Annotated in this window: 22 protein-coding genes and 2 pseudogenes; 14 read left to right on the top strand and 10 right to left on the bottom strand. The window is 70.7% G+C overall.

Annotated elements, in window-relative coordinates; genetic code table 11:
- Window positions 1-9: 9 nt before the first annotated feature.
- A pseudogene (locus AB0I68_RS19515) lies at window positions 10-261 on the bottom strand (transposase); the annotation flags it as partial.
- Window positions 262-381: pseudogene (locus tag AB0I68_RS19510) on the bottom strand (IS5/IS1182 family transposase); the annotation flags it as partial.
- Between the two features lie 222 nt (window positions 382-603).
- Here AB0I68_RS19510 and AB0I68_RS19505 point away from each other — a divergent pair.
- The 6 genes from AB0I68_RS19505 (at window position 604) to AB0I68_RS19480 (ending at window position 5,152) form a co-directional block, all read left to right on the top strand.
- Window positions 604-1,833, top strand: coding sequence for a hypothetical protein (locus AB0I68_RS19505; RefSeq protein WP_363178574.1), 1,230 nt, complete (start codon window positions 604-606; stop codon window positions 1,831-1,833).
- Window positions 1,817-2,587: an alpha-ketoglutarate-dependent dioxygenase AlkB gene (locus tag AB0I68_RS19500; protein ID WP_363178573.1), complete on the top strand. Its 771-nt coding sequence runs from the start codon at window positions 1,817-1,819 to the stop codon at window positions 2,585-2,587. Before AB0I68_RS19505 ends, AB0I68_RS19500 begins: the two co-directional genes overlap by 17 nt.
- Window positions 2,588-2,599: 12 nt before the next feature.
- A complete protein-coding gene (locus AB0I68_RS19495) occupies window positions 2,600-2,812 on the top strand; it encodes a hypothetical protein (protein ID WP_363178572.1) in 213 nt (70 codons plus the stop codon).
- Window positions 2,813-2,942: 130 nt separating this feature from the next.
- Complete coding sequence (locus AB0I68_RS19490; RefSeq protein WP_363178570.1) at window positions 2,943-3,707, top strand: GNAT family N-acetyltransferase; 765 nt, start codon at window positions 2,943-2,945, stop codon at window positions 3,705-3,707.
- A 56-nt stretch (window positions 3,708-3,763) separates the two neighbouring features.
- On the top strand, window positions 3,764-3,988 hold the full coding sequence (infA, locus tag AB0I68_RS19485) for a translation initiation factor IF-1 (protein WP_363178569.1): 225 nt from the start codon (window positions 3,764-3,766) through the stop codon (window positions 3,986-3,988).
- A 606-nt stretch (window positions 3,989-4,594) separates the two neighbouring features.
- Window positions 4,595-5,152, top strand: coding sequence for a YceI family protein (locus tag AB0I68_RS19480; protein WP_363178568.1), 558 nt, complete (start codon window positions 4,595-4,597; stop codon window positions 5,150-5,152).
- On the opposite strand, the gene AB0I68_RS19475 is transcribed toward AB0I68_RS19480, so the two are convergent.
- On the bottom strand, window positions 5,139-5,303 hold the full coding sequence (locus tag AB0I68_RS19475; protein ID WP_363178567.1) for a hypothetical protein: 165 nt from the start codon (window positions 5,301-5,303) through the stop codon (window positions 5,139-5,141). The two genes, AB0I68_RS19480 and AB0I68_RS19475, sit on opposite strands and share 14 nt — an antisense overlap.
- Window positions 5,304-5,467: 164 nt before the next feature.
- Between AB0I68_RS19475 and AB0I68_RS19470 the strand changes: the two genes are divergently transcribed.
- The 4 genes from AB0I68_RS19470 to AB0I68_RS19455 all read left to right on the top strand — a co-directional run bounded on the left by AB0I68_RS19470 (window position 5,468) and on the right by AB0I68_RS19455 (window position 11,939).
- On the top strand, window positions 5,468-8,623 hold the full coding sequence (locus tag AB0I68_RS19470) for a tetratricopeptide repeat protein (RefSeq protein WP_363178566.1): 3,156 nt from the start codon (window positions 5,468-5,470) through the stop codon (window positions 8,621-8,623).
- A 4-nt stretch (window positions 8,624-8,627) separates the two neighbouring features.
- Window positions 8,628-10,019, top strand: a complete 1,392-nt coding sequence (locus AB0I68_RS19465) for a CHAT domain-containing protein (protein WP_363178565.1) — start codon at window positions 8,628-8,630, stop codon at window positions 10,017-10,019.
- Window positions 10,016-11,080: a hypothetical protein gene (locus tag AB0I68_RS19460; protein WP_363178564.1), complete on the top strand. Its 1,065-nt coding sequence runs from the start codon at window positions 10,016-10,018 to the stop codon at window positions 11,078-11,080. The genes AB0I68_RS19465 and AB0I68_RS19460 overlap by 4 nt, the downstream gene beginning before the upstream one ends.
- Before the next feature lie 361 nt (window positions 11,081-11,441).
- Complete coding sequence (locus tag AB0I68_RS19455) at window positions 11,442-11,939, top strand: flavodoxin domain-containing protein (protein WP_363178563.1); 498 nt, start codon at window positions 11,442-11,444, stop codon at window positions 11,937-11,939.
- Between the two features lie 34 nt (window positions 11,940-11,973).
- Here AB0I68_RS19455 and AB0I68_RS19450 read toward each other — a convergent pair whose 3' ends face one another.
- From AB0I68_RS19450 to AB0I68_RS19425, 6 genes are all read right to left on the bottom strand, one after another.
- Complete coding sequence (locus AB0I68_RS19450) at window positions 11,974-13,356, bottom strand: nickel-dependent hydrogenase large subunit (protein ID WP_363178562.1); 1,383 nt, start codon at window positions 13,354-13,356, stop codon at window positions 11,974-11,976.
- Window positions 13,353-14,168, bottom strand: coding sequence for an oxidoreductase (locus AB0I68_RS19445; RefSeq protein ID WP_363178561.1), 816 nt, complete (start codon window positions 14,166-14,168; stop codon window positions 13,353-13,355). The genes AB0I68_RS19450 and AB0I68_RS19445 overlap by 4 nt, the downstream gene beginning before the upstream one ends.
- A 1-nt stretch (window position 14,169) precedes the next feature.
- Complete coding sequence (locus tag AB0I68_RS19440; protein WP_363178560.1) at window positions 14,170-14,976, bottom strand: FAD/NAD(P)-binding protein; 807 nt, start codon at window positions 14,974-14,976, stop codon at window positions 14,170-14,172.
- Window positions 14,973-15,449 (bottom strand): cyclic nucleotide-binding domain-containing protein, encoded by a 477-nt coding sequence (locus AB0I68_RS19435; RefSeq protein ID WP_363178559.1) that lies wholly within the window; start codon window positions 15,447-15,449, stop codon window positions 14,973-14,975. Before AB0I68_RS19435 ends, AB0I68_RS19440 begins: the two co-directional genes overlap by 4 nt.
- Window positions 15,446-16,615 carry a 4Fe-4S dicluster domain-containing protein gene (locus tag AB0I68_RS19430; RefSeq protein WP_363178558.1) on the bottom strand — a complete coding sequence of 390 codons (1,170 nt, stop codon included), beginning with the start codon at window positions 16,613-16,615 and terminating at the stop codon, window positions 15,446-15,448. The genes AB0I68_RS19435 and AB0I68_RS19430 overlap by 4 nt, the downstream gene beginning before the upstream one ends.
- A gap of 116 nt (window positions 16,616-16,731) precedes the next feature.
- Window positions 16,732-17,520: a hydrogenase maturation protease gene (locus tag AB0I68_RS19425; RefSeq protein WP_363178557.1), complete on the bottom strand. Its 789-nt coding sequence runs from the start codon at window positions 17,518-17,520 to the stop codon at window positions 16,732-16,734.
- A gap of 268 nt (window positions 17,521-17,788) precedes the next feature.
- Between AB0I68_RS19425 and AB0I68_RS19420 the strand changes: the two genes are divergently transcribed.
- Window positions 17,789-18,664, top strand: a complete 876-nt coding sequence (locus AB0I68_RS19420; RefSeq protein ID WP_363178556.1) for a universal stress protein — start codon at window positions 17,789-17,791, stop codon at window positions 18,662-18,664.
- Window positions 18,665-18,767: 103 nt separating this feature from the next.
- A complete protein-coding gene (locus AB0I68_RS19415) occupies window positions 18,768-20,243 on the top strand; it encodes an AAA family ATPase (protein ID WP_363178659.1) in 1,476 nt (491 codons plus the stop codon).
- Between the two features lie 30 nt (window positions 20,244-20,273).
- Here AB0I68_RS19415 and AB0I68_RS19410 read toward each other — a convergent pair whose 3' ends face one another.
- Complete coding sequence (locus AB0I68_RS19410) at window positions 20,274-20,963, bottom strand: SDR family NAD(P)-dependent oxidoreductase (protein ID WP_363178555.1); 690 nt, start codon at window positions 20,961-20,963, stop codon at window positions 20,274-20,276.
- A gap of 825 nt (window positions 20,964-21,788) precedes the next feature.
- On the opposite strand from AB0I68_RS19410, the gene AB0I68_RS19405 reads away from it, so the two are divergent.
- Entirely contained in the window at window positions 21,789-22,172 is a 384-nt protein-coding gene (locus tag AB0I68_RS19405; RefSeq protein WP_363178554.1) for an ATP-binding protein, read from the top strand.
- A gap of 209 nt (window positions 22,173-22,381) precedes the next feature.
- Entirely contained in the window at window positions 22,382-22,558 is a 177-nt protein-coding gene (locus AB0I68_RS19400; protein WP_363178658.1) for a DUF6126 family protein, read from the top strand.
- Window positions 22,559-22,587: the final 29 nt, after the last annotated feature.

Genomic DNA, 22,587 nt, shown 5'->3' with positions numbered 1-22,587 from the left:
GTAGCAGCAGAGGGCGGCAGCGAGGCCGAGGAAGGCCAGGTAGTTGCGGGGACGGCGTTCGTAGCGGTGGTTGAGTCGGCGGTAGCCGGTCAGCCAGGAGATCGTCCTCTCGATCACCCACCGGCGCCGTCCGAGCCGTTGCGATGACTCGACGCCCTTGCGGGCGATGAGGAGGGCGGGGCTGTCGTGGGTGTTGGCCGCGGTGACGCCGACGAGGAGGGGCAGCCCGTTCGCGTCCGACAGGACGTGCATGTTCGAACCAGCGAGGCTGTGCAGGCGGGCGATGCCGCTCATGGCGTGGTGAACGCGGTCGTCCCCGAGGCGGCAGTCGCGCAGGATCTTCCAGGTCTTCATACGGGCGAAAGCCTTCTCGACGCGGGCTGTCCGCCCGGCCCCCCTCACCACTACCTCGCCGAGCAGCTGTGCACACCGCCCGTACAGCAGAACCCCGTTGCCCGCCGTCGAGCCCCGTGAGAGCATCAACGTTCAATGGTCCGTCTCCTTTCGTTTACGCTGCGCAACGCAAATGAAAGAGTGCGGGCCGTTGTCGTGTCCACGGTTTTGAGCAATCCGCCAAGACCTGCGAATGACAGGTACCGTTTGATGTACACAACAGAGCTGACAGAAGCCCGCATCGAGGATGCGAGCAACACCTTGGTCGCGCCGTCGATGTTGCAAGACAATGACTTGATCAGGGACTTCTTCGGGTCCGTAATCACGCCAGAGGACCTTGCTTCTGGTTCACCCAACCTCGCGCAGAAGACCGTCTACCTGTGTGGCGATATATCCGGGATCAGCATCAGCCAACTGCATGCGGCTGCCCGGGTATTCGTAATCCGGGAGCTATCACACGGCTACCACGAGGACGTCGACAAACCTTGGACCCTCGTCGACCTCGGCCGAGTTCCCATCCGCGTACACGGCGTCGGCGTGTACTACCGCCGCTTTTTCGGACTCGGCTGTGATCACTTCGGACGGATCCGTGCGGAGCACGCGTTCCAGTCCCTGACGGAGTCCACCAAGCCTGGAACAGCCCATCGCAGCGGAATCTATCTGACGCCCGTCACGCGAAACGGTGACGAACTGCATTTCCGCCTGCTCCGGTGCTCCACGAATCTCTCGGGGCCGACCGAGAGCTTTCGCCCGACCGACACGCGCATCGTCGAGGCTCTGAACCGCGAGGCCGCCGCCGTCTTCCGGAACCAGGCGCCGCTCAACCACGTCCTCGCTCAGATCTACCACAACACCCTTGCCACGGCCGAGCGCAAGCAGTCCAAGGCCAAGATCTCGGCCCATGCCGACAAGACCAAGGACATGCCCAGCAATGGCATCATGGCCTTCTGCACCTTCTATGACCGGCTCGACAAGCTGCAGCCCCTGGCCGAAGACGCCTTCGACCGTGGTGTGAAGGGTGCCAGCGGGCTGACCAAACTCCACTTTCGCCTCAAGGAGCCGACCGAAAAACGCGACGGGGTCGCGCTTCCCCCGCAGTTCACCCTGACTCTCTACCCCGGCTCCGTGTTCTTCATGCCGCTGTCCACCAACCGCCTGTATACGCACGAAATCCGGCCCTCACCCTTGGACGCCGAATTGCTCCCGACCCGCCTGGGATACGTGGTGCGCTGTTCGAGCGCCGAAGCCGTTCACAAGAACGGCCGCACGTTCCTCAAAGTGGCCGGAGATTTGGCGAAGCTGACGCCACCCACACCGGCCGGCGTGAACGAGCTGCGCAGGCTGTACGCCGAGGAGAACAGGACCTCGTCCTTCATTGATTACGGCGACAAATTCCTCTTCAGTATGAACACGGGAGACTACATTGCCCCCCGAGTCTAGGATCTTGGATGAGATCCTCTCGTGCGATTTGCCAGCCGATGGGAATCTCTTTGCGGAGCTGTCCGCGTCGGTTCGTTGGGAAGACGTAGGAAAAGGCCGGCGAGGCGCCACGCTTACCAAGATCGACGAGGCGGGTGGTGTGCCTCTCGTGCGTACTACCACCCGATACAGCAGCCCGACGCAGCGTTTCCGGGCGGTGCACGAACGGCTGGCGCAACGGATTCAAGAACGCGCGGCGCTCCCGGTCGGCTTCAATAACGCTCTCATCGAGAGCTACACGAACGCTTACACAACCATGGGAAGCCATTCCGACCAAGCCCTCGATCTGGCCGACGAGTCGTTTATCGCCGTCTTCTCCTGTTACCAACACCCCGAAGCGAACCCGTCGAGGAAGCTGGTCTTCGAATCAAAGGGGTCCGATGGCGAGAAGTTCGAGATCCCCCTCGCCCACAACAGTGTCGTCGCGTTTTCTGTCGACTTGAATCGGCGACTCAGGCACAAAATCATATTGGACATGTCCGTCCAGGCGGCGGACAGCCAATGGCTGGGTATAACGTTTCGAACGTCAAAGACCTTCGTTCGGTTTCGCGACGGACATGTGTACCTCCCGCAGGGTGCGCGCCTCATGTCGGCCGACGATGAGCAGAGGCGCGAGTTTTATCAACTACGGCGCCGTGAGAACAAAGAATCGGACTTCATCTACCCCCTGCTGACGTACACCATCAGCGAGAGCGATCTGATGCTGCCCGTCTGACCTTGAGGGATTTTGAAGCTCACGTTCCTGCCCGACCACACGCGCGGCAGCCTCAACCTCACCGGCGAGGCGCTGCTCTTCCCGCTCACCGTCGCCAGTGTGGCCTGGGTGGGCAGGGTCGTCTCGGCGGTTGTCGCATCGGTCACCGCTTCGCTGCTGTTGTCGTGCCCCCCGAAAATGAGTTGGGCGGGAGACCGCCGCTGGGTAGTGTGCGGGGCACCGTGACAGGACGCGAGGAGGTGGGACCCGTGAACGTTGTATCGAAGTGGGTGCTCCCTCCTTCCATCACGGTGTGCGACTGACCCAGGTGTCGTCGGGAGCGCCTCAACAAGGCACTTCTGAAGGGCGACAACCTATGAACTCTGTGATGGTCACCCGGACCGCCGAGACGCAGTGGCAGGCCGTGGCGGACGGTCGGATCGTGGGCCACGGCGACGTCTCGTTCCGGCCCGACGGGCGGCTGTTCGTCAGTGTCGACGTGTGGCAGGACGCGGTCTTCGACCGGCTCGCCACCGTAATGCTGGCGGACCTGCCGGCCCCGCTCCACACCCTCGTCGGTGCGGCCGACCTGGACCTGAAGTCGCGTTGGGAGCAGGTCGGCTTCACCCTCCGACGCCGTGAGCGGGAGTACGTCGTGCCCACCGCCCCCGGCGTCACCGGCCTCGCCACCGTGTCACCGCCTCCGGAAGTGGTGATTCTTCCCGGCGCCGAGGCGGATCCGGGCCGGCTGCGCGCGCTGGACCGCGCGATCCGCGAGGAGGTCGACGCCGCTGTCGGCTGGCGGACGATGCCGGCCGAGGTGGTGCCGAGTCCCGGCGGTTCGATGCCGGTGGACCTGGCGAAGTACGCCGTGGCGGTACGGAACGGCCGGTACGTGGGATTCGTACGGGTGGTACCGATCCGCCGACGGGCCCGAATCGGGCTCATCGCCGTGCGGGCCGACCATCAGCGCCATGGCGTCGGGCGGGCACTGCTGGCCCACGCGCTGGGCTCGATGCACCGCAACGGTATCGCGTCGGCATGGGCCGAAGTGGACGAGTCCAACACCGCCGGCATCGCGCTGTTCGAAGGGGCCGGTGCCCAACGAACCGGCGGCTACCTGGAGCTGGTCCGCAGCTGACCCCCCCTTGCTGACCCCACCCACTCGGAATCATCAAACGAGAGAAAAAAGAGACATTGCCAAGAACAGCCAAGGGCCTGGAAGTCGAAGGCACCGTCGTCGAATGCCTGCGCAACGCAACCTTCAAGGTGCAGCTCCAGAACGGGCACCACGCGCTCGCGCACATCAGCGGGAAGATCCGGAAGAACTACATCAAGATCCTCCCGTACGACCGGGTGCTCGTGGAACTGAGCCCGTATGACCTGACCCGCGGCCGGATCATCTACCGGCACCGGACCTGAGCGGAGAAGCGTGCGCCCCGGGTCGCGGGGCGCACGCTTCGGCTCGACACCACGGACCAAACAGCAGGTTCCGGGATGGAACGTCCGTCCGTCCCCCCGTCCTGGCGCGCAGGTTCTGCCCTTGACCGGGCAGGTTGCGCGGGCGAGCAACCCGGATGGCATCACGGCGATGCGGGGAAGGCGTCGAATGGGGCTCGGAGCTCGTCATGGGTCAGCGCGCGGCGTCCGGGCCGGCCCCCGTCGTCTGCGACGTTGTCGGCGGTGTTTCCAGTCGTGGCAGACCTGCACCGGGGCTCGGCCGAACTCCGGCAGAAAGGCCGCCGTCCGGCCGTACCGGGCATCGGTGACAAATGTGCAGAACGGGCGCAGGTCGCTCTGTCGGCTCCGCACGACAGCGCCATGTCTCGGAGTTGTTCGAACCAGTGTCGGCCGCGGGTTGCGGGCCACGCCCTGGCAGCGGCAAGCCGGTGGCCCGAGGCCGCCGGTCGGAGTGCACTCTGCCATTGCCCCGTGCGTCCGACGGGGCAGGGAACTGGTCACGCCCTAGCGTGGTTCCGGAACGATCCAGGCGGACCGCCGCCGGGATCCAGGCCCCACGGAGGCATCTTGAACACGACCCCCGCCCTCGCCGAGCTCACGGGGGACTATGTCCTCGACCCGGCCCACACACGGATCGGCTTCATCGCCCGCCATGCCATGGTGACCAAGGTCCGCGGCGCGTTCCACCACTTCGAGGGCACGGCCCGCCTGGACGGCGCCGATCCGGCCCGATCCACCGCCCAGGTGGTGATCAAGGCCGAGAGTATCGACACCGGCGTCGAACAGCGCGACCAGCACCTGCGCACCAACGACTTCCTGGACGTTCCCAACTTCCCCGACATCACCTTCCGCACCACCTCGGTCGAGCCGCGCTCCGACACCGAGTACCGTGTCGCCGGCGACCTGACCATCAAGGACACCACCCGCCCGGTCACCATCGACTTCGAGTACGCGGGCAGTGCTGTCGACCCGTACGGCAACCGGCGGGTCGGCCTGGAGGGATCGGTGACCATCTCCCGCAAGGACTTCGGCGTGACGTGGAACGCGGCCCTGGAAGGAGGCGGCGTGCTGGTCGGCGACAAGGTCGTCCTGGAGTTCGACATCTCCGCGATCAAACAGGACTAGCAGCGCGCGACCGGCCGGCCCACTCGGCCGGCCGGCGGCGCAACCGCCCGGGAAGTGACCATGCGGCGCGGACCGCAGCGTCCGGGTCGCCGTGCTTCTCCAGTAGGGTCACCTCGATTCCGGCCCGGGCCAGCAGCAGGGCCGGCACCATCCCGGCGGGGATGGCAACGGCGCCGACGTTCCCCGTCCCGTACGCCGTTCCCGTACGCCGTCATTCGCCACGCGGGATCGCGCCGAACGGCGTACGGGAGTGACCGGGCGGGTCTAAGGTCTGCGGCAGGGCGGAGCAGGATCGGGCGAGGTCAGGGGGCACTGGTGCCTGGTGCGGAGTTGGCGTATCTGGCGGCGCAGGCGAGCAGCGCCTTGATCGCTTCCGCCACCACGGACACCTGGATCCAATTCCGCGCCCGGGTCGCCCAGCTGCTGGGGCGCCGGGACACCGACCGCGAGCGCCTGGAACTGGAACGCCTGGACCGGACGGCCGACGCGCTGAGGGCGGTAGACCTGGGCACGGCGGACCGGGAGGTCGAAGAGGCCCGGCACATCTGGCAGGCGCGGCTCGAACTGCTGCTGGAGGACCAGGATCCGGCCGACCGCGCCCACACGGTCACCGAGCTGCGCGCCCTCCTGGACGATCTAGGATCCGGCACCCGCGTACATCAGCCGGCCGTGGTCAACACCGGCCGCGTCGTGCACAGCGGTGTGATTGTCGGCGACCACCACCGCATCGCCGCCCCGTCCCGGGCCTGGTCCGACGAGGAGCAGGGCGACACCGGGCCGTCCTTCGCGATCACCGGCGACGCCGCGATCGTGCAAGTCTCCAACGTCTTCATCGCGACTCCGCGCGGGCACACGCGGCCCGCCTGGCCGCACCAGATCGGTCCGCTGCCCCGCCGGGCCGACGCGTTCCGCCGCACCAGCACGGTCGGCGCCCTGGAGGCGGCCGCCGGGAGCTCCGGCACAGTCGTGCTCGTCGGCCCCGCCGGTGTCGGCAAGACACAGGCCGCCGCCGACCTCGTGGCCCGGGTCCGGCAGGACGGAGGCGCGGACTTGCTGGTGTGGATCACCGCCGGCTCGCGCGCCGCCGTCGTCGCCGGGTACGCGCACGCGGCGGCCGAGATCCTCGGCGACCAGGATCCGGATGCCGAACTGGCGGCCCAGCGCTTCCTGGCCTGGCTGTCCAACCAACCTGCCGGCGGTGTCGGGCGGTGCCGCTGGATGGTCGTACTGGACGACGTCGCCGACCCGGCGGACCTGCGCGGGCTCTGGCCGCCGGACCACGACCAGGGACGGGTCCTGGTCACCACGCGGCGCCGCGACGCGTCACTGCACGGCGGCGGCAACAAGGTCGTGCCCGTGGGGCTGTTCACCGAGGGGGAGTCCCTCGCCTACCTCACCGAACGGCTCGCCGTGCACGAGCGCCATGAGGACACCGCCGAGTTACGGGCGCTCGCGGCCGAACTCGACCACCTGCCCCTGGCGTTGAGCCAGGCCGCCGCCTATCTCGTCGACGCCGGCGTGGACTGCGCGTACTACCGCCGCCGGCTCGCCGACCGGGCGACCAGTCTCGCCGATCTCACCCCCGACCCGGGCATGCTGCCCGACGACCAGACGACCACCCTGGCCGCCGCCTGGTCGCTGTCGGTGGAAAGCGCCAACCAGATGCGGCCGCTCGGACTGGCCCGGCCCATGCTGCGGCTGCTGTCGCTGCTCGACCCGAACGGTGTTCCGGCACCGGTACTCACGGGCCTGCCGACGCTGCGGTTCCTCGCCGCGCAGCGCAACACCGGAACGCCGCGGCAGGAGGAACCCGACCCCCCGACCGCCGACGAGGCGGCCCTCGCCCTGAGGGCGCTCCACCGCTTCAGCCTGATCGACCACGATCCGGCCCAAGCCGACCAGGCGGTGCGCGTCCTGGAGACCGTGCAGCGCACCACCCGCGACTCCCTGACCCCCGACGAGCGCGACGCCGCCGCTGTGGCGGCCGCCGACGCGCTGCTCGCCGCATGGCCTCCCGTCGCCCGCGACAGTGCGCTCGCCCAAGCCCTGCGTGCCAATGTCTCCGCCCTCACCCGCCACGCGCTGAGCTCCCTCTTCGAGGGCGGCCGCGCACACCCGGTCCTGTTCCGGGCCGGCGAGAGCCTCGGGGCGAGCGGACAGGTGGCCGCCGCCCTCGACCACTTCCGGCAGCTCGCCGAGGCCGGGGAGCGGTTCCTCTCCCCGGACCACCCGGACACCCTGGTCGCCCGGAGCCGGACGGCCTTCTGGCTGGGCGAGTCCGGGCAGATCCAGAACGCCCTGCAGGCCTACCGGGAGGTACTGGAACGCCTCCGGGAGACCCTGGGGCCGGACAGCCCCGGAACCCTCACCGCCCGCGCCGAACTCGCCTGGTGGCAGGGGCACGCCGGTGATGTGGCCGGAGCGGTCTCCGCCACCTCCGACCTGCTCGGCGACCTGATCCGCGTGCTGGGACCGGACCACCCGTCCACCCTCACCACCCGCCACAACCTGGCCTGGTGGCGCGGCAAGGCAGGCGACATCGCGGGCGCCGCCACCACCACGGCCGAGCTGCTCGGCGACTTCGTACGGGTACTCGGCCCCGACCACCCCGCCACCCTGACCGCCCGGCACAGCCTGGCCCAGTGGCGCGGCGAGTCGGGTGACGCCCCCGGCGCGGCCGCCGCGTACGAGGAGCTCCTCGACCTCATGCGAGGCGTGCTGGGACCGGACCATCCGGCCACCCTCGCGGGCCGGCACGACCTCGCCTGGTGGCGCGGGCAGGCCGGCGACTCCGCGGGCGCGGCCGCTGCGTACGAGCAGGTCCTCGACGACCGCCTCAGAGCCCTCGGTCCGGACCATCCCGACACGCTCGCCACCCGCGCAGACCTCGCCTGGTGGCGCGGGCAGGCGGGGGACTCCGCGGGCGCGGCGGCCGCGTACGAGCAGGTCCTCCACGACCGCATGAGGGTCCTCGGTCCGGACCATCCCGACACGCTCGCGACCCGCGCAGACCTCGCGTACTGGCAGGCCATGGTCGGGCAGACGGCCGAGCGCGGCGGCGAACCGGGCGAGGCTGGTCCGGGGGCGCCCGGCTGCCGGGTCGGGCTGACCCTGCTCGACGACGGTTCCCCCGGTGTCGACCGGCCCATCCGCATCGCTTTGCGCCTGCACGCCGATCCCGGGCACCCCTGGGCAGTGCCCGATTCCCGCCGCCGCCCCGTCCTGGAAGTGGTGGCGACCGCGCTCGGAGCCGCCACCGTCGAGCCGGCCCGGGCCCTCTACGACCATGTCCACGACATGGAGTTCATACTGCTCGCGCGCCGCGCCGGCCGCCACGTCATCAGGTTCACGCTGTACGAACACGCCAGCGGAACAGCTCTGCAACAGGTGGAGACCGAGCTGACCGTGACCGGGGTCGGGCAGGATGCCGAGGCGCTCGTACCGGCGCCCGAACGACGCAGGCGGCGATGAACTGATGCCCACTCCCTTGCCCATACGGGTGGTCCAGGACCCCAGCGACGGCTACCGGCGGCTGCCCCACCTAGAGACCGCCGAGCCCGATCTCCGCATCAGCTTCGACGTCCTCGACGGCGGTCGCATCCAGGCCCGGATGTCCGGCCCCGCGCTGCCCACCCTGCGCGGCGGCGAGCACAAGGTCGTCCTGTCCGCGAGCCCGGCCGAAGTCCGCTCCTGCGCCGCCCGGTTGTGCCGCCGCTGGAACCAGGTCTTCGTCGACCACCAGCCCGAGGACGCCGCGGGTCGGCCGCTGGCCGACCGGCGCCGCCCCTACGCGACGGCAGCCGATCTGCGGCACGAACCGGAGGCCGAACTCGTCGGCGCCATGTCCAAGCTCACCCGTGCCGGCGCCTCGCTGCTCTTCGACGTGCTGTTCGGCGGGGACGACGAGCGCGTCGAGATGTTCCGCGGCTATCTCGCGATGATGCTGGCGGGCGAGGGCCTTCGCATCCGCTTCGACTCCCACGACTTGCACCTGCCGTGGCCCATGCTGTGCCTGAAGCCGCTTCACCTCGCCCACACGCCCACCGCGCCCGGCGCCGGGGTCGGCGAACTGGACGCGCTGTTCGCGCTCTTCCTCGGCCACCGCCACCAGATCGAGCACACCGGCGACGCCTACCAGTGGCTGCGGCTGCCGCAGCCCGCCGCACCAGGCCCGATATCCGTGAGCCTGAACCACAACCCCACCGTCGGCCCCAAGACCTGCGCTCCCGCCGTCGCCGCCGCACTTGCCGAGGGCACCCGCTGCGAGGTCCGCACCACGTACGAAGACCTCGTTCGAGACCTCGGCAAGCCCGACATCGACGAGCAGCTGATGTACTTCTGGGGCCACGGCGGCTTCGAGGTGAACGGTGCGGAGAGCCCCCAACTGGTCATCAGGCTGGGCGACGGGATCCCCTTCGACGGCCAGACCGTGATCGAGGTCCGGGCCGACCACCGCATCACCGGGAGCTTCCATCCGTTCGTGCTGCTCAACGCCTGCCAGGCGGGCAACGCCGCCGCGGACGCCGACCGCTCCTTCCTCGGCCGGGTGCTGATCCGGTACGGCGCCCAGGGTGTGCTCGGACCACAGATTGACATGCCGCAGGCGTTCGCCGCCGAGTACGCCCGGGAGTTCGTCCGCCGCTTTCTGCACGGCGGCCCGCAGGACACCGCGGGCCGGATCGTCTGGCAGCTGGCCAGGCACTTCACCGCCGAGTACCGCAACCCGCTCGGCTTCGCCTACGCCCTGCACTGCGGCATGGACGCACGGATCCGCCTTGCCGAGGCGTACCGGGTCGCCGAGTCGGGGCGGCAGGCCGAGAGCCACACCGCCGGCAGCCGTCCGGCCGGGAGAACGGAGCACGCATGAACCTCCGCCGCAAGCACGCCTCCGCGGGGCCGGACGCCGCCGCGGTCGCGGCCGTCGACCTCGACGAGAGCGGCTGGCTGCTGGACGAGGACACCGGCGAGCCGGTCGCCGAGCACCATCTCGCGACGTACTTCGCCGAGCGGCTGGCGCTGCCCGCCTGGGCCACTGACATCGTGGTCTACGTCCACGGCTGGCAGACCCCGCCACGCTCGGCAGGCCGCGCGGCCGACCGGCTGCGGGAGCTGGCGGAGCGCGCCTTCACCGCATCCCCGCACCGCTACCCGAAGCTTGTGGAAACCGGCTTCCGCCCCTGGACGGTGGTGGTGCGCTGGCCCTCTTCCAGCCGGATCGGCCGGGCCGGCTACGAGCTGATCCGCGAACGCGCCCACGCGATGGGGGCCCGGGGCGGCACCGGACACGCCGCCCATGTGCTCGGCCGGCTGCTCGGCTACCTCGACGCGGAGCGCCCCGACCCGGCCGAGGCTCCCGTCCTGGCCAACCGCGAGGGCCAGTACCTGCACCTGGTGGGCCACTCCTTCGGCTGCCGCTTCTTGTGCGAGGCGGTGCAGTGGGCGGCGGAGGCCTCGCTCGGCGACACGTTGAGCTGGAACCTGGCCGAGGCACTGCCGTCCCGCCCGTTCACCGCCGACAGCATGCTGCTGTTCCAGATGGCAGCGCCCCGGGACGCCTTCGGCACCCTCTTCCCTTCCCTGCTGCCGGACTCCGCGGCCGCGCACGACGGGGCCCCGCTGCGGGGCCCCGTCGTGACGACGTACTCCCGCCACGACCGGGCGACCGGCTTCTGGCACCTGCGCGTGGAACGCGAGCGGGGGATCGGGCACAGCGGGATGGCTCCGATCCCGATGGAACCGTCCCGGATCCGCCTGCTCCCCACCGCCGAGCGCTACCCGTTCGAGGCCCTCAACCACCGTTTCGTCAGCGTTGACGCCTCGGCCTCCTACGTACGAGGCAGACGCCTGAACCCGGCGGGGGCGCACTCCGACCACCTGCGCCCCGAGTCCGCGCACCTGCTGCTGTCGCTCGCGGACTGCTCGCGTTAGCCCATCGGGGACGGAGATCTCCAAGATGAGAAGGGTGATCGCGATGGCGAAAACGCCGTCGCTGACTACTTCGAGTCGGGCTGTTCGCTGGTGATGACGACCTTGCCGCGTACGTGGCCGGTGGTGGAGGCGGTGTGGGCGTCGGCGATCTGGGCGGGGGGCAGGCGGGGGTGTCGGCGACGCACAGCGTTCCTGAGGTGACGAGGGGACCCGGCTCCGCCGACCATGTAAACGGCGCAGCGGCAGGGAGGGGGCCGGATGGCCCTCGGCATGGCCCCGATGGCCCATGTGACGGAGCCGCCAGGGACGGACAGTAGAACCACCCCGTCAGCCTGCGGGCCTGGATCCGAGGAGCTGAACCATGAGCACGAAGCGAGTCCTGGTCGCCTACGGCAGCGAACACGGCGCGACCGCCGGCATCGCGGCAGAGATCGGCGAGTCCCTCCGGGAGGACGGCCTCGATGCCGTCGTGATCCCCGCCGGCGATGTGGACGACGTACGCGGCTACGATGCGGTCGTCCTCGGCGGCTCACTGTACGCCGGGCACTGGAACAGCAAGGCGAGCCACTGCGCGAAGCGCAACGCCGAAGACCTGCGCCACCGCCCGGTCTGGTTCTTCAGCAGCGGTCCCGTCGACACCAGCGCCGACGAGGAGGACATCCCGCCGGTACCGGCCGTCGCGCGCCAGATGCAGATCCTCGGCGCCCGCGAGCACGTCACCTTCGGAGGCAGCATCACCGCCAACACTCCCGGCCTGATCTCCAAGGCCCTTCTTCACGAAGGCAAGGGCGGGGACTTCCGTAACCCGGAGCGCATCCACGCCTGGGCCCACCACATCAGCAAGGAACTCACCGCTTAGCGGAGGGCGGCCCGGGCGGCTCCTCCGGAACGTCTCAGGTGCTTCCCGGCGTCCGTTCGATGTCCAGTTCCAGGAAGTGGGCCGAGCACGAGATGCACGGATCGTGGTTGCGGACGGCACGCTCGCACAGCCGTGTGAGTTCGGCCTCGGACACCTCCCCGCGGTCGAGCCCGGCCTGGACGATCCGACGCAGGTCCTCCTCGATGGCGCCCTGGTTCTGGGAGGTGGGCGGAACGAGGCAGGCTTCGGTGATGCGGCCGCCCTCATCGAGCGCGTAGCGGTGGTAGAGCAGGCCGCGGGGCGCTTCCGTGGCGCCGTGTCCGGCGCCGGCCCGGGGCGGTACCTCCACGTACGGGCGGACCGGGGGCTCGTACGCGTCGATGATGCGGAGCGCCTCCTCCACGGCGTACAGGACTTCCACCGCCCGGACGAGGATGCTGCGGTAGGGGTTTCTGCAGACGGTGCCGCGCCCGGCGCCCGGCGAACCCGGGCGCGGCGGGGGGTCGCCCAGTCCGGCCTGCCGGGCCGCTTCCAGGGCCGTCGGGGAGAGCAGGTGGCCGCTGATGGCCCAGCGGGCGAGGGATCCGGTGAGATGCCTGCGGCCGTCCAGCCGGGAATGCAGGGCAGTGGAGTACGGGACCTGCTCCTCGGTGACGTGGTCGCAGAAGTCCCGGAGAGGGAAGTCGTACGACGGGAGAGTCCCGTCGTACGGGAGCACGGTGGGGACGCCGGATTCGATGGCGTATGCGGCAGGCTCGGCGAGGGCGAACAGGTCGGCGTCGCACTCGGCGTCGGGGAAGTCGAAGCCGGCGACCCAGCGCACCGTGTCCCACGCGTCGTCGAGTGCGGTGCGCAGCCGCTCCGCCAGGGGGCGGAGTGCGGCCAGGGTCGGGGTGCGGTGGAAGCCGCCCAGGCGGACGTTGACGGGGTGGATAGAGCGGCCGCCGAGCAGCTCGACCACGGCGTTGCCGGCCTGCTTCAGGCGCAGTCCGCGCTCGACGTGCTCTCGATGGGAGCGGGACAGCCCGATCACGTCGTCGTGGCCGAGGAAGTCCGGAGCGTGCAGCAGGTGGATGTGCAGCGTCTGGCTCTCGATCCATTCGCCGCAGTACAGCAGGCGGCGCAGGGCAGCCAGTTGTCCGTCGACGGTGACACCGCACGCGTTCTCGATCGCCCGGCAGGCGCTCATCTGGTAGGCGACGGGGCAGATTCCGCAGATGCGTGAGGTGAGGTCGGGGGGCTCGGTGTGAGCTCTGCCCCGGAGGAACGCTTCGAAGAACCGGGGCGGCTCGTAGATGTCGAGGCGCGCCTCGGTGACGGTGGCGTCGTGGACCCGCAGGTGGAGTGCGGTCTCGCCTTCGACACGGGTGAGGGCGGGGATGCGCAGGACCTGGGACCGGGGCGTGGGCTCGCTCATCCGGCTCCTCGCCCCTCCGTCACGCCGGGACCCCGTTCCTCCACGGCGGTGAAGGCGGCCGTGTTGAAGGTGTGCAGGAATCTGCCGGTGTCCTCCTCGTTCATCCCGTCGCGGTGCAGGAGCGGAACGAGCGCAGGGAGGTTCGTGGTCCCGGCCGGCCCGAAACATCCGTAGCAGCCGCGTCCGTACGTCGGGCAGAGCGCCCCGCAGCCGGCGTGGGTGACGGGACCGAGGCAGGGCGTGCCGTGGGCGACGGTGACGCAGACGTTGCCGCGTTGCTTGCAGGCGAAGCAGACGCTGTGGTTGGGGATGCCGGGCTTGCGTCCGGCGAGGAACGCGGTGATGACTTCCAGGAGCTGGCCGCGGTCGATGGGGCAGCCGCGCAGCTCGAAGTCGACGGGCACGTGGGCGGAGATGGGCGTGGAGGTGGCGAGGGTCGCGATGTAGTCGGGGCGGGCGTAGACGGTCGCCAGGTACTCCTCGACGCGGGCGTAGTTGCGCAGGGCCTGCACGCCTCCGGCGGTGGCGCAGGCGCCGATGGTGACGAGGTGGCGGGAGTCGTCACGGATGCGCCGGATGCGGTCGACGTGCTCGGGGGTGCTGACCGATCCTTCGACGAGCGCGAGGTCGTAGGGGCCTTGGGCGACATGGCCGGACGCCTCCGTGAAATGGGCGATTTCCAGCTGGTCGGCGATACCGAGCAGTTCGTCCTCGCAGTCGAGGAGTGTGAGCTGGCAGCCGTCGCACGAGGCGAACTTGAACACGCCGAGCCGGGGGCGGAGGCGCTGCTGTGGTGCTGCGGGGGTGTTCATCTCATAGCTCCCGGACGGTGAGCAGGGGCTCGGCCTGGTCGTAGCCGATGACCGGGCCGTCGCGGCAGAGCAGCAGGGGGCCGAGCTGGCAGTGTCCGCAGTGGCCGGTGGCACAGCGCATGTTGCGTTCGAGGGAGACCTGGATGTGGTCCGGGGGGACGCCCTGGTGGACCAGAGCGCGCGCGGTGGCGCGGATCATGACCTCCGGGCCGCAGACGAAAGCGGTCGTGTCCGCCGGCGTGAACCGGGCGTCGCCGAGCAGGGTGGTGACGACCCCGACCCTGCCGGTCCAGTCTGCGGAGGGCCGGTCGACGGTGACGGCTGCGAACGGCCGGCGCCAGGCGTGGAACTCGTCCGGGTACAACAGATCGGCGGGGGTCCTCGCGCCGACGAGGACGTTGAGCTGCCCGTATGCGTGAGGCTCGGCCAGCACCGCGTGGATCAGCGGACGCAACGGCGCGAGGCCGATGCCGCCGGCGATGACGAGCAGATCGCGGCCGCGGGCGGCCGCCGTGTCCCATCGGGTACCGAATGGGCCGCGTACCCCGACCGACGCACCGGTCCCCAGCCCGTACAGCGCACGCGAGACGGCGCCGACGGCTCGTACCGTGTGCGCCAGCCCCTGCCCGTCGGAGATCCGGGACACGGACACGGGGATCTCGCCGACCCCGAACGCGTACAGCATCGCGAACCGGCCCGGTGCGAAGGGGGCCAGAGGCCTGCCGAGCGGCTCCAGCGTGAGCGTGACCGTGTCGTGCGTCTCCTCCTGGCGGTCCACCACCAGGTGAGGAAGGGGGGTCTGACTCATCGCGTCGGCCCGCTCCCATGAGTTTCGTACAGGTCCAGCAGCCGAGTGCGTGTGTTCCTGAGCCGGTCTCCGATGGTCTGCGCGACGAGGGTGACCAGTGCCAGGCCGAGCGCGGGCCGCTCGGCGCACAGGTCGCGGACCGCGGCGGCGTCGAACTCCCAGGTGGCGGTGGGCTCCCGCGTTTCGGCGCCGAGGTGCCACTGCCGGGGCGGGCAGAGCCAAGACCAGCCGAGCAGGCCACCGGCCCCGATGGTCTCGACGACCGCGCGTCCCCGGCCGGGCACCTGGACATCGAGCGCAACCGTGCCCGAGCGGATGATCCAGAAGCGGTCGGCCGCCCCGCCTTCCTCGAAGACCCGCGTGGCGCCTGGAAGGGCGACGCCACGGGCGAGGGCCATCAGTGGCCCGCAGTGCTCCGCGGGCAGAGCGGCGAGCACTCCCTCGCAGGGAGGTTCGCCCGGCCCCGGGCTCACGGCGTGTTCTCCCTCTGCGTGGCCTCTTGGTGCAGGGCCTGTGCCTCCTCGGTGAGGTCGATGCCAGTGGGACACCAGACGATGCAGCGGCCGCAGCCGACGCAGCCGGAGCTGTCGAACTGGTCGTGCCAGGTGCCCAGCTTGTGGGTGAGCCACTGGCGGTAGCGGCTGCGGGGGGTGGCCCGGACCGCGCCGCCGTGCAGGAGCGAGAAGTCCAGGTCGTAGCAGGAGTCCCAGCGGCGCCACCGCTCGGCGTGGTCGCCGGTCAGGTCCGTCACGTCCTCCGTGGTGGTGCAGAAGCAGGTGGGGCAGACCATGGTGCAGTTGCCGCAGCTCAGGCACCGGGCCGTGACGTCGTCCCAGCGGTCGGCCTCCAGGCTGTCCCGCATCAGCGTGCGCAGGTCCACCGGAGGCATGGACCGGCCCATGCGCTCGGCGGCCTCGCGCACGCGGTGGGCCGCGGTGGCACGGGTGGGCTCGTCGGCGACGCGGCGGGGGAGTTCCGCGAGGACCGCGGCTCCCTCATCGCTCCCGCTGCGGCACAGGAAGCGGTGGCCGCCGTCGTCAAGGACCTCGGTGAGTGCGAGGTCGTACCCGTCGTCCACGGCCGGTCCCGAACCCATCGAGACGCAGAAGCAGGTGGCACCCGGCTCGGTGCACTCGACCGCGATCAGGAAGGCGCCCGTCCGCCGGGACAGGTAGGTCGGATCCCGGTACCGGCCGCCGGACATCACACGGTCCAGGATCCGGATGGCACGCAGATCGCAGGGCCGCACGCCGAGGAACGCGTACGAGACGTTCTCCGGCTCTTCCGCGTGCACGGTCAGCCCACCGCCGGGTCCGCGGTCCGCAGACCACTGGCGGACGCGCTCGGGGTGCAGGAACGACTTCCACGACTGAGGCCCCGCGCTGTGCGCGAAGGCGGATCCGTCCTCCCGCCGGCGGACCCGGTACCGGCCCGCCTCCAGCTCCACCCCCCACCCGTACGGCAGTATCGCGGCGGAATCCAGTTCGTCGAGAACGATTGCTCCGTCACGCACGGTCGGGCCGATCACCGTACGGCCGCGGCGCTTCAGGACCTGTACGAGTGCTTCGAGACCGCCGGGGTCCAGCACTGCTTCGGGCCGCCCGCCGGGGCATCCTTGCGTGCCTGCGGGGTCACTCATGGTCTGCCCCTCTTCTCCGCGCAGTCCGGCCCGGCGAGGTCCGGGCCTCTCCGGCACGGTCCACCGCGCCGAGGCCGTACGGCTCGCAACGGCTCACTGACAGGGTGTCAGGCATTTCACCCCCGGGTCCCGAACCCGGTCCGGCGAGTCCCGCCCGGCGGGTCGCCCTGGGCGCGGTCGTCCTCCGAAGCGTCGTCGTGCTGTTCGATATCCGCCGCGATCCGCCGGACCAGAGGCGGTACCGCGCGCGCCACCGCCGAGGTGAGGCCCACGCCCAGCGTGCGGTCCGTTCCCTCGACCGCGTACACGATCAGACGGCCCGGACTCCGCCCGAGCGTGTCGCCGAGGCGGACGGCCTCGGCGAGGCCCAGCCCGTGCGTGCTGTGCCTGCCCGGGGCGGCCGGACGCAGGGCGCCGCCCGCGGCGGCGTCCCACCGGTATGTCCGCCCCGGCTGCGCGGACGGGAGGAAACACGCGTCGACGATGATCGCCAGACCGGTGTTCTCCCAGAGGCCGATCAATCGCCCGGGGTCGCCGTCGCACAGCGTGAGAACGGTGCCCGGGGGCAGTGGCCGCCGTTCGGCCCGGTCCCTCAGCAGTTCGACCACAGCCGGCCCGACCCCGTCGTCCCGCCTGAACTCGTTCCCGATCCCGATGACCGCCGTAGGGGTGAAAGCCTTCATCGGTCCCCCTTTCGCGTGCGTCCGCAGGGCGTGGGCAAGACGGCGCTCTCGGCACCCACCACTCCCGATGCCTTCGATGGCCGCGTCCCGGTACCGGCCGGGGGTGTCGGACAGGAGCCTGAGGCTGCGCAGGCGGCCGTCCGGCAAGCGGGCCACCGCGTCGGTGAACGCGCCGCCCCCGTCGATCCGGAACTGCAGGCCCGAGCGGGTGCTGGACGGCATGCCCGCATGCTCCTTCCCGTGCTCTCCGGCCGACGCGCTGCCGCCGGCGGCCTCCAGCATGGCCGCTGCGGGACTGCGGTGCCCGGTCGCCGCGCGGATGAACCAGGCGGCCGGACGGGTTCCTACCGATCAGGGGGCCGGAGGCCGAGGCGCATCCGGCCGTCACCGCCAGCGGGGCCGGCGGAGTGGTCCTCGGTGCGCCTGCGTCGTGTGAGCGGACGATTCGTTCACTGTGATGGCAGCTCATCACGAGACGGAGGCGGTCGCCATGGACCCAGTCGTGACCGTGGGCCTCGACGGCTCACCGGAGAGTCTTGCCGCGGCCCACTGGGCCGCCGACGAGGCCGAGCGGCGAAAGCGCACGCTGCGTCTGCTGCACGCGTGGCCCCTGCTGGTGCCGGAACCGACCCACCTCCCTTCGGAGGTCGACCAGAACTACTGGGCGAGGCGGCTGGTGCACCATGCGAAGGCGGAGCTTCAAAAGCGCCATCCCGGGCTGCTGATCGTCGGAAACCTGGTCGCCGACGACGCTCAGAACGCCCTCCTCCAGGCGGCATCGGAGTCCGAGATGACCGTGCTCGGCTCGCGGGGGCTGGAACTGGTGGAAAGCTACTTCCTGGGAGACATCAGCACACCCGTCGTGGCCAGGGCCTCGCGGCCGGTGGTTCTGGTCCGTGCCGAAACACGCAGTGAGGGGCCAGGACCGGCAGCAGGTGCGTCAAGCGGCGTAGTGGTAGCGCTGAAACTGGGCGGCCCCAGCGATGACCTGCTCGCGTTCGCCTTCGAAACGGCAGAGGCACGCGGCGTCCCCCTGCGGGCCGTTCACGGTGAGAGTCTGCCCGTGCACGCCTACGCTCCGTGGGGCGTTGACCACGACGTGACCGAAGAGATCACCCAGGGTGCCCGGAAGCGGCTGGATCAAGCCCTCAGCCCGTGGCGCGAGAAGTACCCCCACGTCGAGGTGGCCGACAGCATCGTTCTTGAAAGCCCCGCCAAGGCCGTCGTACGGACCGCCGAGGGCTCCGGGCTGCTGGTCGTCGGCCGGCGCAGGCACCGTCCGGCGCTGGCGCCCCGCCTGGGTTCCGTGGTCCAGGCCGCGATCCATCACGCGCGCTGCCCCGTCGCCGTCGTTCCCCATGACTGAGCGTGTCGATCCCAGGGAGCCGAGCGGGCCGGTGCACCACCCCGACGCGTCGGCGCTTCGGACCGGCACCGGCCGCACCTCCGCGCCGCCCCGGCACGCGGAGGTGCGCGAGACCCACACGGCGGTCGTGTTCTTCGTGGGTGACCGCGCCTACAAGGTCAAGAAGCCGCTCGACCTGGGGTTCCTGGACTTCAGTACCGTGGCCGCTCGCCGGGCCGCCTGCGAACAGGAGGTCGCCCTCAACCGGCGCTTCGCTCCCGATGTCTACCTGGGGGTGGGAGAGATCCGCAGCCCTGACGCAGAGGCGCCCGAGCCGCTCGTCGTGATGCGCCGCATGCCGGCGGACCGCCGCCTCTCCCTGCTGGTACGGGAAGGTGCCGCGGTCGACGACGTCCTACGGGCCGTCGCCCGCCGGCTCGCCGCACACCACGCAGGCGCGTTCCGGAGCCCGGAGGTGGACGAACAAGGCACCCGTGACGCGTTGTCGTCGCGCTGGGAAGCCAGCTTCGCGCAGGTCCGCTCCCTGGTCGGCGACGACCGCCTGCCTGACGGCGTGGCCGAGGCCGAGCGGCTGGTGCGCCGCTACCTCGCCGGCCGCAAGCAGCTGTTCGACACACGCATCGAGCAGGGGCGTGTCGTCGACGGTCACGGCGACCTGCTCGGCGAGGACATCTTCTGTCTCGATGACGGCCCCCGCATCCTCGACTGTCTCGAGTTCGACGACCACCTGCGCTACGTCGACGGACTCGACGACGCCGCCTTCCTCGCCATGGACCTGGAACAGCTCGGAGCTCCCGAGGCCGCGGCGTACTTCCTCGCCCGCTACGGCGAGTACTCCGCAGACCCCGCGCCCCCTTCCCTGTGGCACCACTACGTCGCCTACCGCGCGTTCGTGCGCGCCAAGGTCTCCCTGATCCAGGCGGGGCAGGGGACTGCGGGCGCGGAGGCGGCATCGAGGAGGCTGGTCTCGATGGCGCTGCGGCACCTGCGCACCTCAGCCGTCTGCCTGACGCTCGTCGGCGGACTCCCGGGCAGCGGGAAGTCCACACTCTCCGGGGCACTGGCCGACCGCCTCGGCGTCACGCTGCTCAGCAGCGACCGCCTCCGCAAGGAACTGGCGGGCATCCCCGCGGAGCAGTCCGCGGCTGCCGGCTACGGCGAGGGCCTGTACACGCCCGAATGGACGAACCGCACCTACGCCGCCCTCCTCGACCGCGCGTCCGTCCTGCTGTCCTCCGGCGAGTCGGTCGTACTGGACGCCACCTGGTCCGATGCGGGACAGCGTGAAGCCGCTGTCCGCGCGGCCGAACGCGCCGGCGCCGACCTGGTGGCACTGCACTGCGAGGTCCCCGGCGACGTGTCGGCAGCCCGCCTGAGCACCCGCGCCCCTGGTGCATCCGACGCCGACACGGCCATCGCCAGAGCCATGGCGGCCGAAGAGGCACCGTGGACAGAGGCTGTCACGATCGACACCAGCGGCTCCCTCGAGTCCGCGGTCGCGCAGGCGCTGGCGGCCGTACGCCCGTGGGGAAGCGGCCAGGCCCCGGTCTTCCGCCGCCCGTACATGGAGCCGGACTGAATTCGCTCGAAGAACTTGTGCGGCCGTCGGCTACCAGGGCAGAGCGCCCGACGCGTCGAAGTAGCCGCCGGTCGGGCCGTCCGGCCCCAGCTGAGCCATCCGAACGATGATCTCGGCGCCCTGCTCGACGGTCTGCGTGCCCTCGTGCCGGTTCAGGTCCGTCGCGGTGTAGCCGGGCTCCACGGCGTTGATCCGCATCAGCGGGAATGCCATGGCGAACTGCACGGTGAGCATGTTGACCGCGGTCTTGGAGGCCGGGTAGGCGGCCCCCGGGTACCCCTTGCCGGCTCGGGCCAGCGAGGCCAGGCCGCTGCTGACATTGACCACGACCGGGGCGGCGGAGCGTTCCAGCAGCGGCAGGAAGGCGTGGGTTACCCGGACCAGGCCGAAGACGTTGGTCTCGAACACCTCCCGCAACACGTCGGCGGTCAGCTCCGCAGCGCCGATGATGTCGCCCTCCGGTGACCGCACCTCGATTCCGGCGTTGTTGACCAGGACGTCCAGGCCGCCGTCGGCCTCAATGGTGGCCACTGCGGCGGCGACTGACGCATCGTCCGTGACATCGAGTTGCACGTACCGGGCGCCGACCTCGGCCGCGGCTGTCGCGCCCCGCTCGATGTTGCGCGCTCCCAGATAGACGGTGTGGCCCGCAGCGATCAGGCGGCGGGCGGTCTCGTGGCCAAGGCCCTTGTTGGCCCCGGTGATCAAGGTTGTCGTCATGGAGCACAGCTTCCCTCCGGGATGGTGCGATCGGCCAGTGGATTACGACGCGGTCCGCGATGCTGCTCGACCAGGGGCCCCGAGGCCCATCGTGCGATCGCCTCACCGGTCTCGGACCGCTCCGCCCGTCGGCCGGCCAGCCGCGAGCCGAGCGCCGAACTGGTACTCGCCTGGCAGGCGGCCTGCTGATCATCCACCAGCCGACCTGTCAGGCCGGCACGTCCTGACCTCAACCGCGGACCGAGTCGTATGCGGCCTGCGTGGTGGGCAGCGCGATCCACAACGGTGACGGGGCGGCGCCCGTGATGAGCCGCCCGCCCCTCGGCCGCAGGCCCAGCCCCCGCACCGGAACTGCTTCACTCGGCAGGGCCGGCCGGTACCGGTGCGCCACTGGCTCACCGTCAGGTGCAGGTCATCGCGACGCGAGCCGGGGACGAGGTAGCCGCCGTAGTCGGACCTCCGCCGTGTCCCGTGGGCGGCGAACCCGGCTAGACTTGCAGAGTTATGCAATTTACTAGTTCGGGATATGGGCGGGGGTTGTGGTGTGGCCGGGTTCGCGGAGGCGGCGTTGGAACGGGTCCGGGTGGCGCGAGCTCGCCCGGCGGCTGCGCATGAGGCTGTCGACGCCTTCGGGGAGGCGCGGGCCGCCGAGGAGTCGGAAGGCGCGCTCGGCTCAGGATCGCGGCGTGGACATCGGCGTCGAGGCGCAGTGGCCGTGACCCGTACGGCGGCCCCCGGCCGGCCGGGGGCGCGGCCGTGACCCGGCATCCCGGCGGCCGGCCCCAGGGATGGCCGGGGCCGCAGGGGCGCCGGCACGCCTGGACGGTGCCGCTGGTACCCGGCTCGGTGCGGGCCGCGCGCGAGCGTGCGGAGCGGTCGCTGGTGCTGTTCGGCCTCGCGGCCGGCTCCTCGCTGTTCGGAGCCGTACTGCTGGTGGTCAGCGAGCTGGTCGCCAATGCCGTGCGTCACGCCCGGCAGTCCCCGGACGCGGAGGTCACGCTGACGATGACCGATCACCTGCTGGTGGTCGGCGTCGGCGACCTGGACTCCCGCCCGATGACGCTCCCTCACCGCTCCGCGGGTGGGGGCCTGCGGACGGTGGCCGAGCTGGCACGGGTCTACGGCGGAGATGTGCGGGTCGAGGCCGCTGCCGGCGGGCGGGGCAAGACCGTCGTGGTCCGCTTCATCCTGCCGGCAGGCACCCCGTGACCAGCAGCGGCCAAGAGGAATCCCGGATGTACGAGATCACTTACCTGGACGCCAGCCGCGAGCCGGTCACGCACGTGGCGGGCCCGGATGAAGTCGGCGACATCGTGGCGTGGGCGGGCCGCCATGGGGTGAAGGTCCGTGTCCGCCCGCACCCCTGTCCCGACGGCGGACGCATAGCCGGCGGCGGCCGGGAAGGGAGACGAGCGGTCGTGACGGAGAATACGGCGAATACGGAGAATCCGGAGGACACCGCTGCGGCGGCGAGGCACGCGAGGTGGATGGAGAGGGGCGTCGCGCTGCGTGCCTTCTTCTACATCTTCGGCACCCACCTCTTCGCCGGATTCGTGTGGCTGCTGTTCTACCTGGGCCGGCACGGCCAGAAGTGACCTCTTCCCCATGACGGCCGGCCGCGCCG

It is taken from the genome of Streptomyces sp. NPDC050448, assembly GCF_040655295.1.
Lineage (GTDB): Bacteria > Actinomycetota > Actinomycetes > Streptomycetales > Streptomycetaceae > Streptomyces.
The sequence above is the reverse complement of the archived record's forward strand: the minus strand, read 5'-3'. Positions and strand labels throughout refer to the sequence as shown.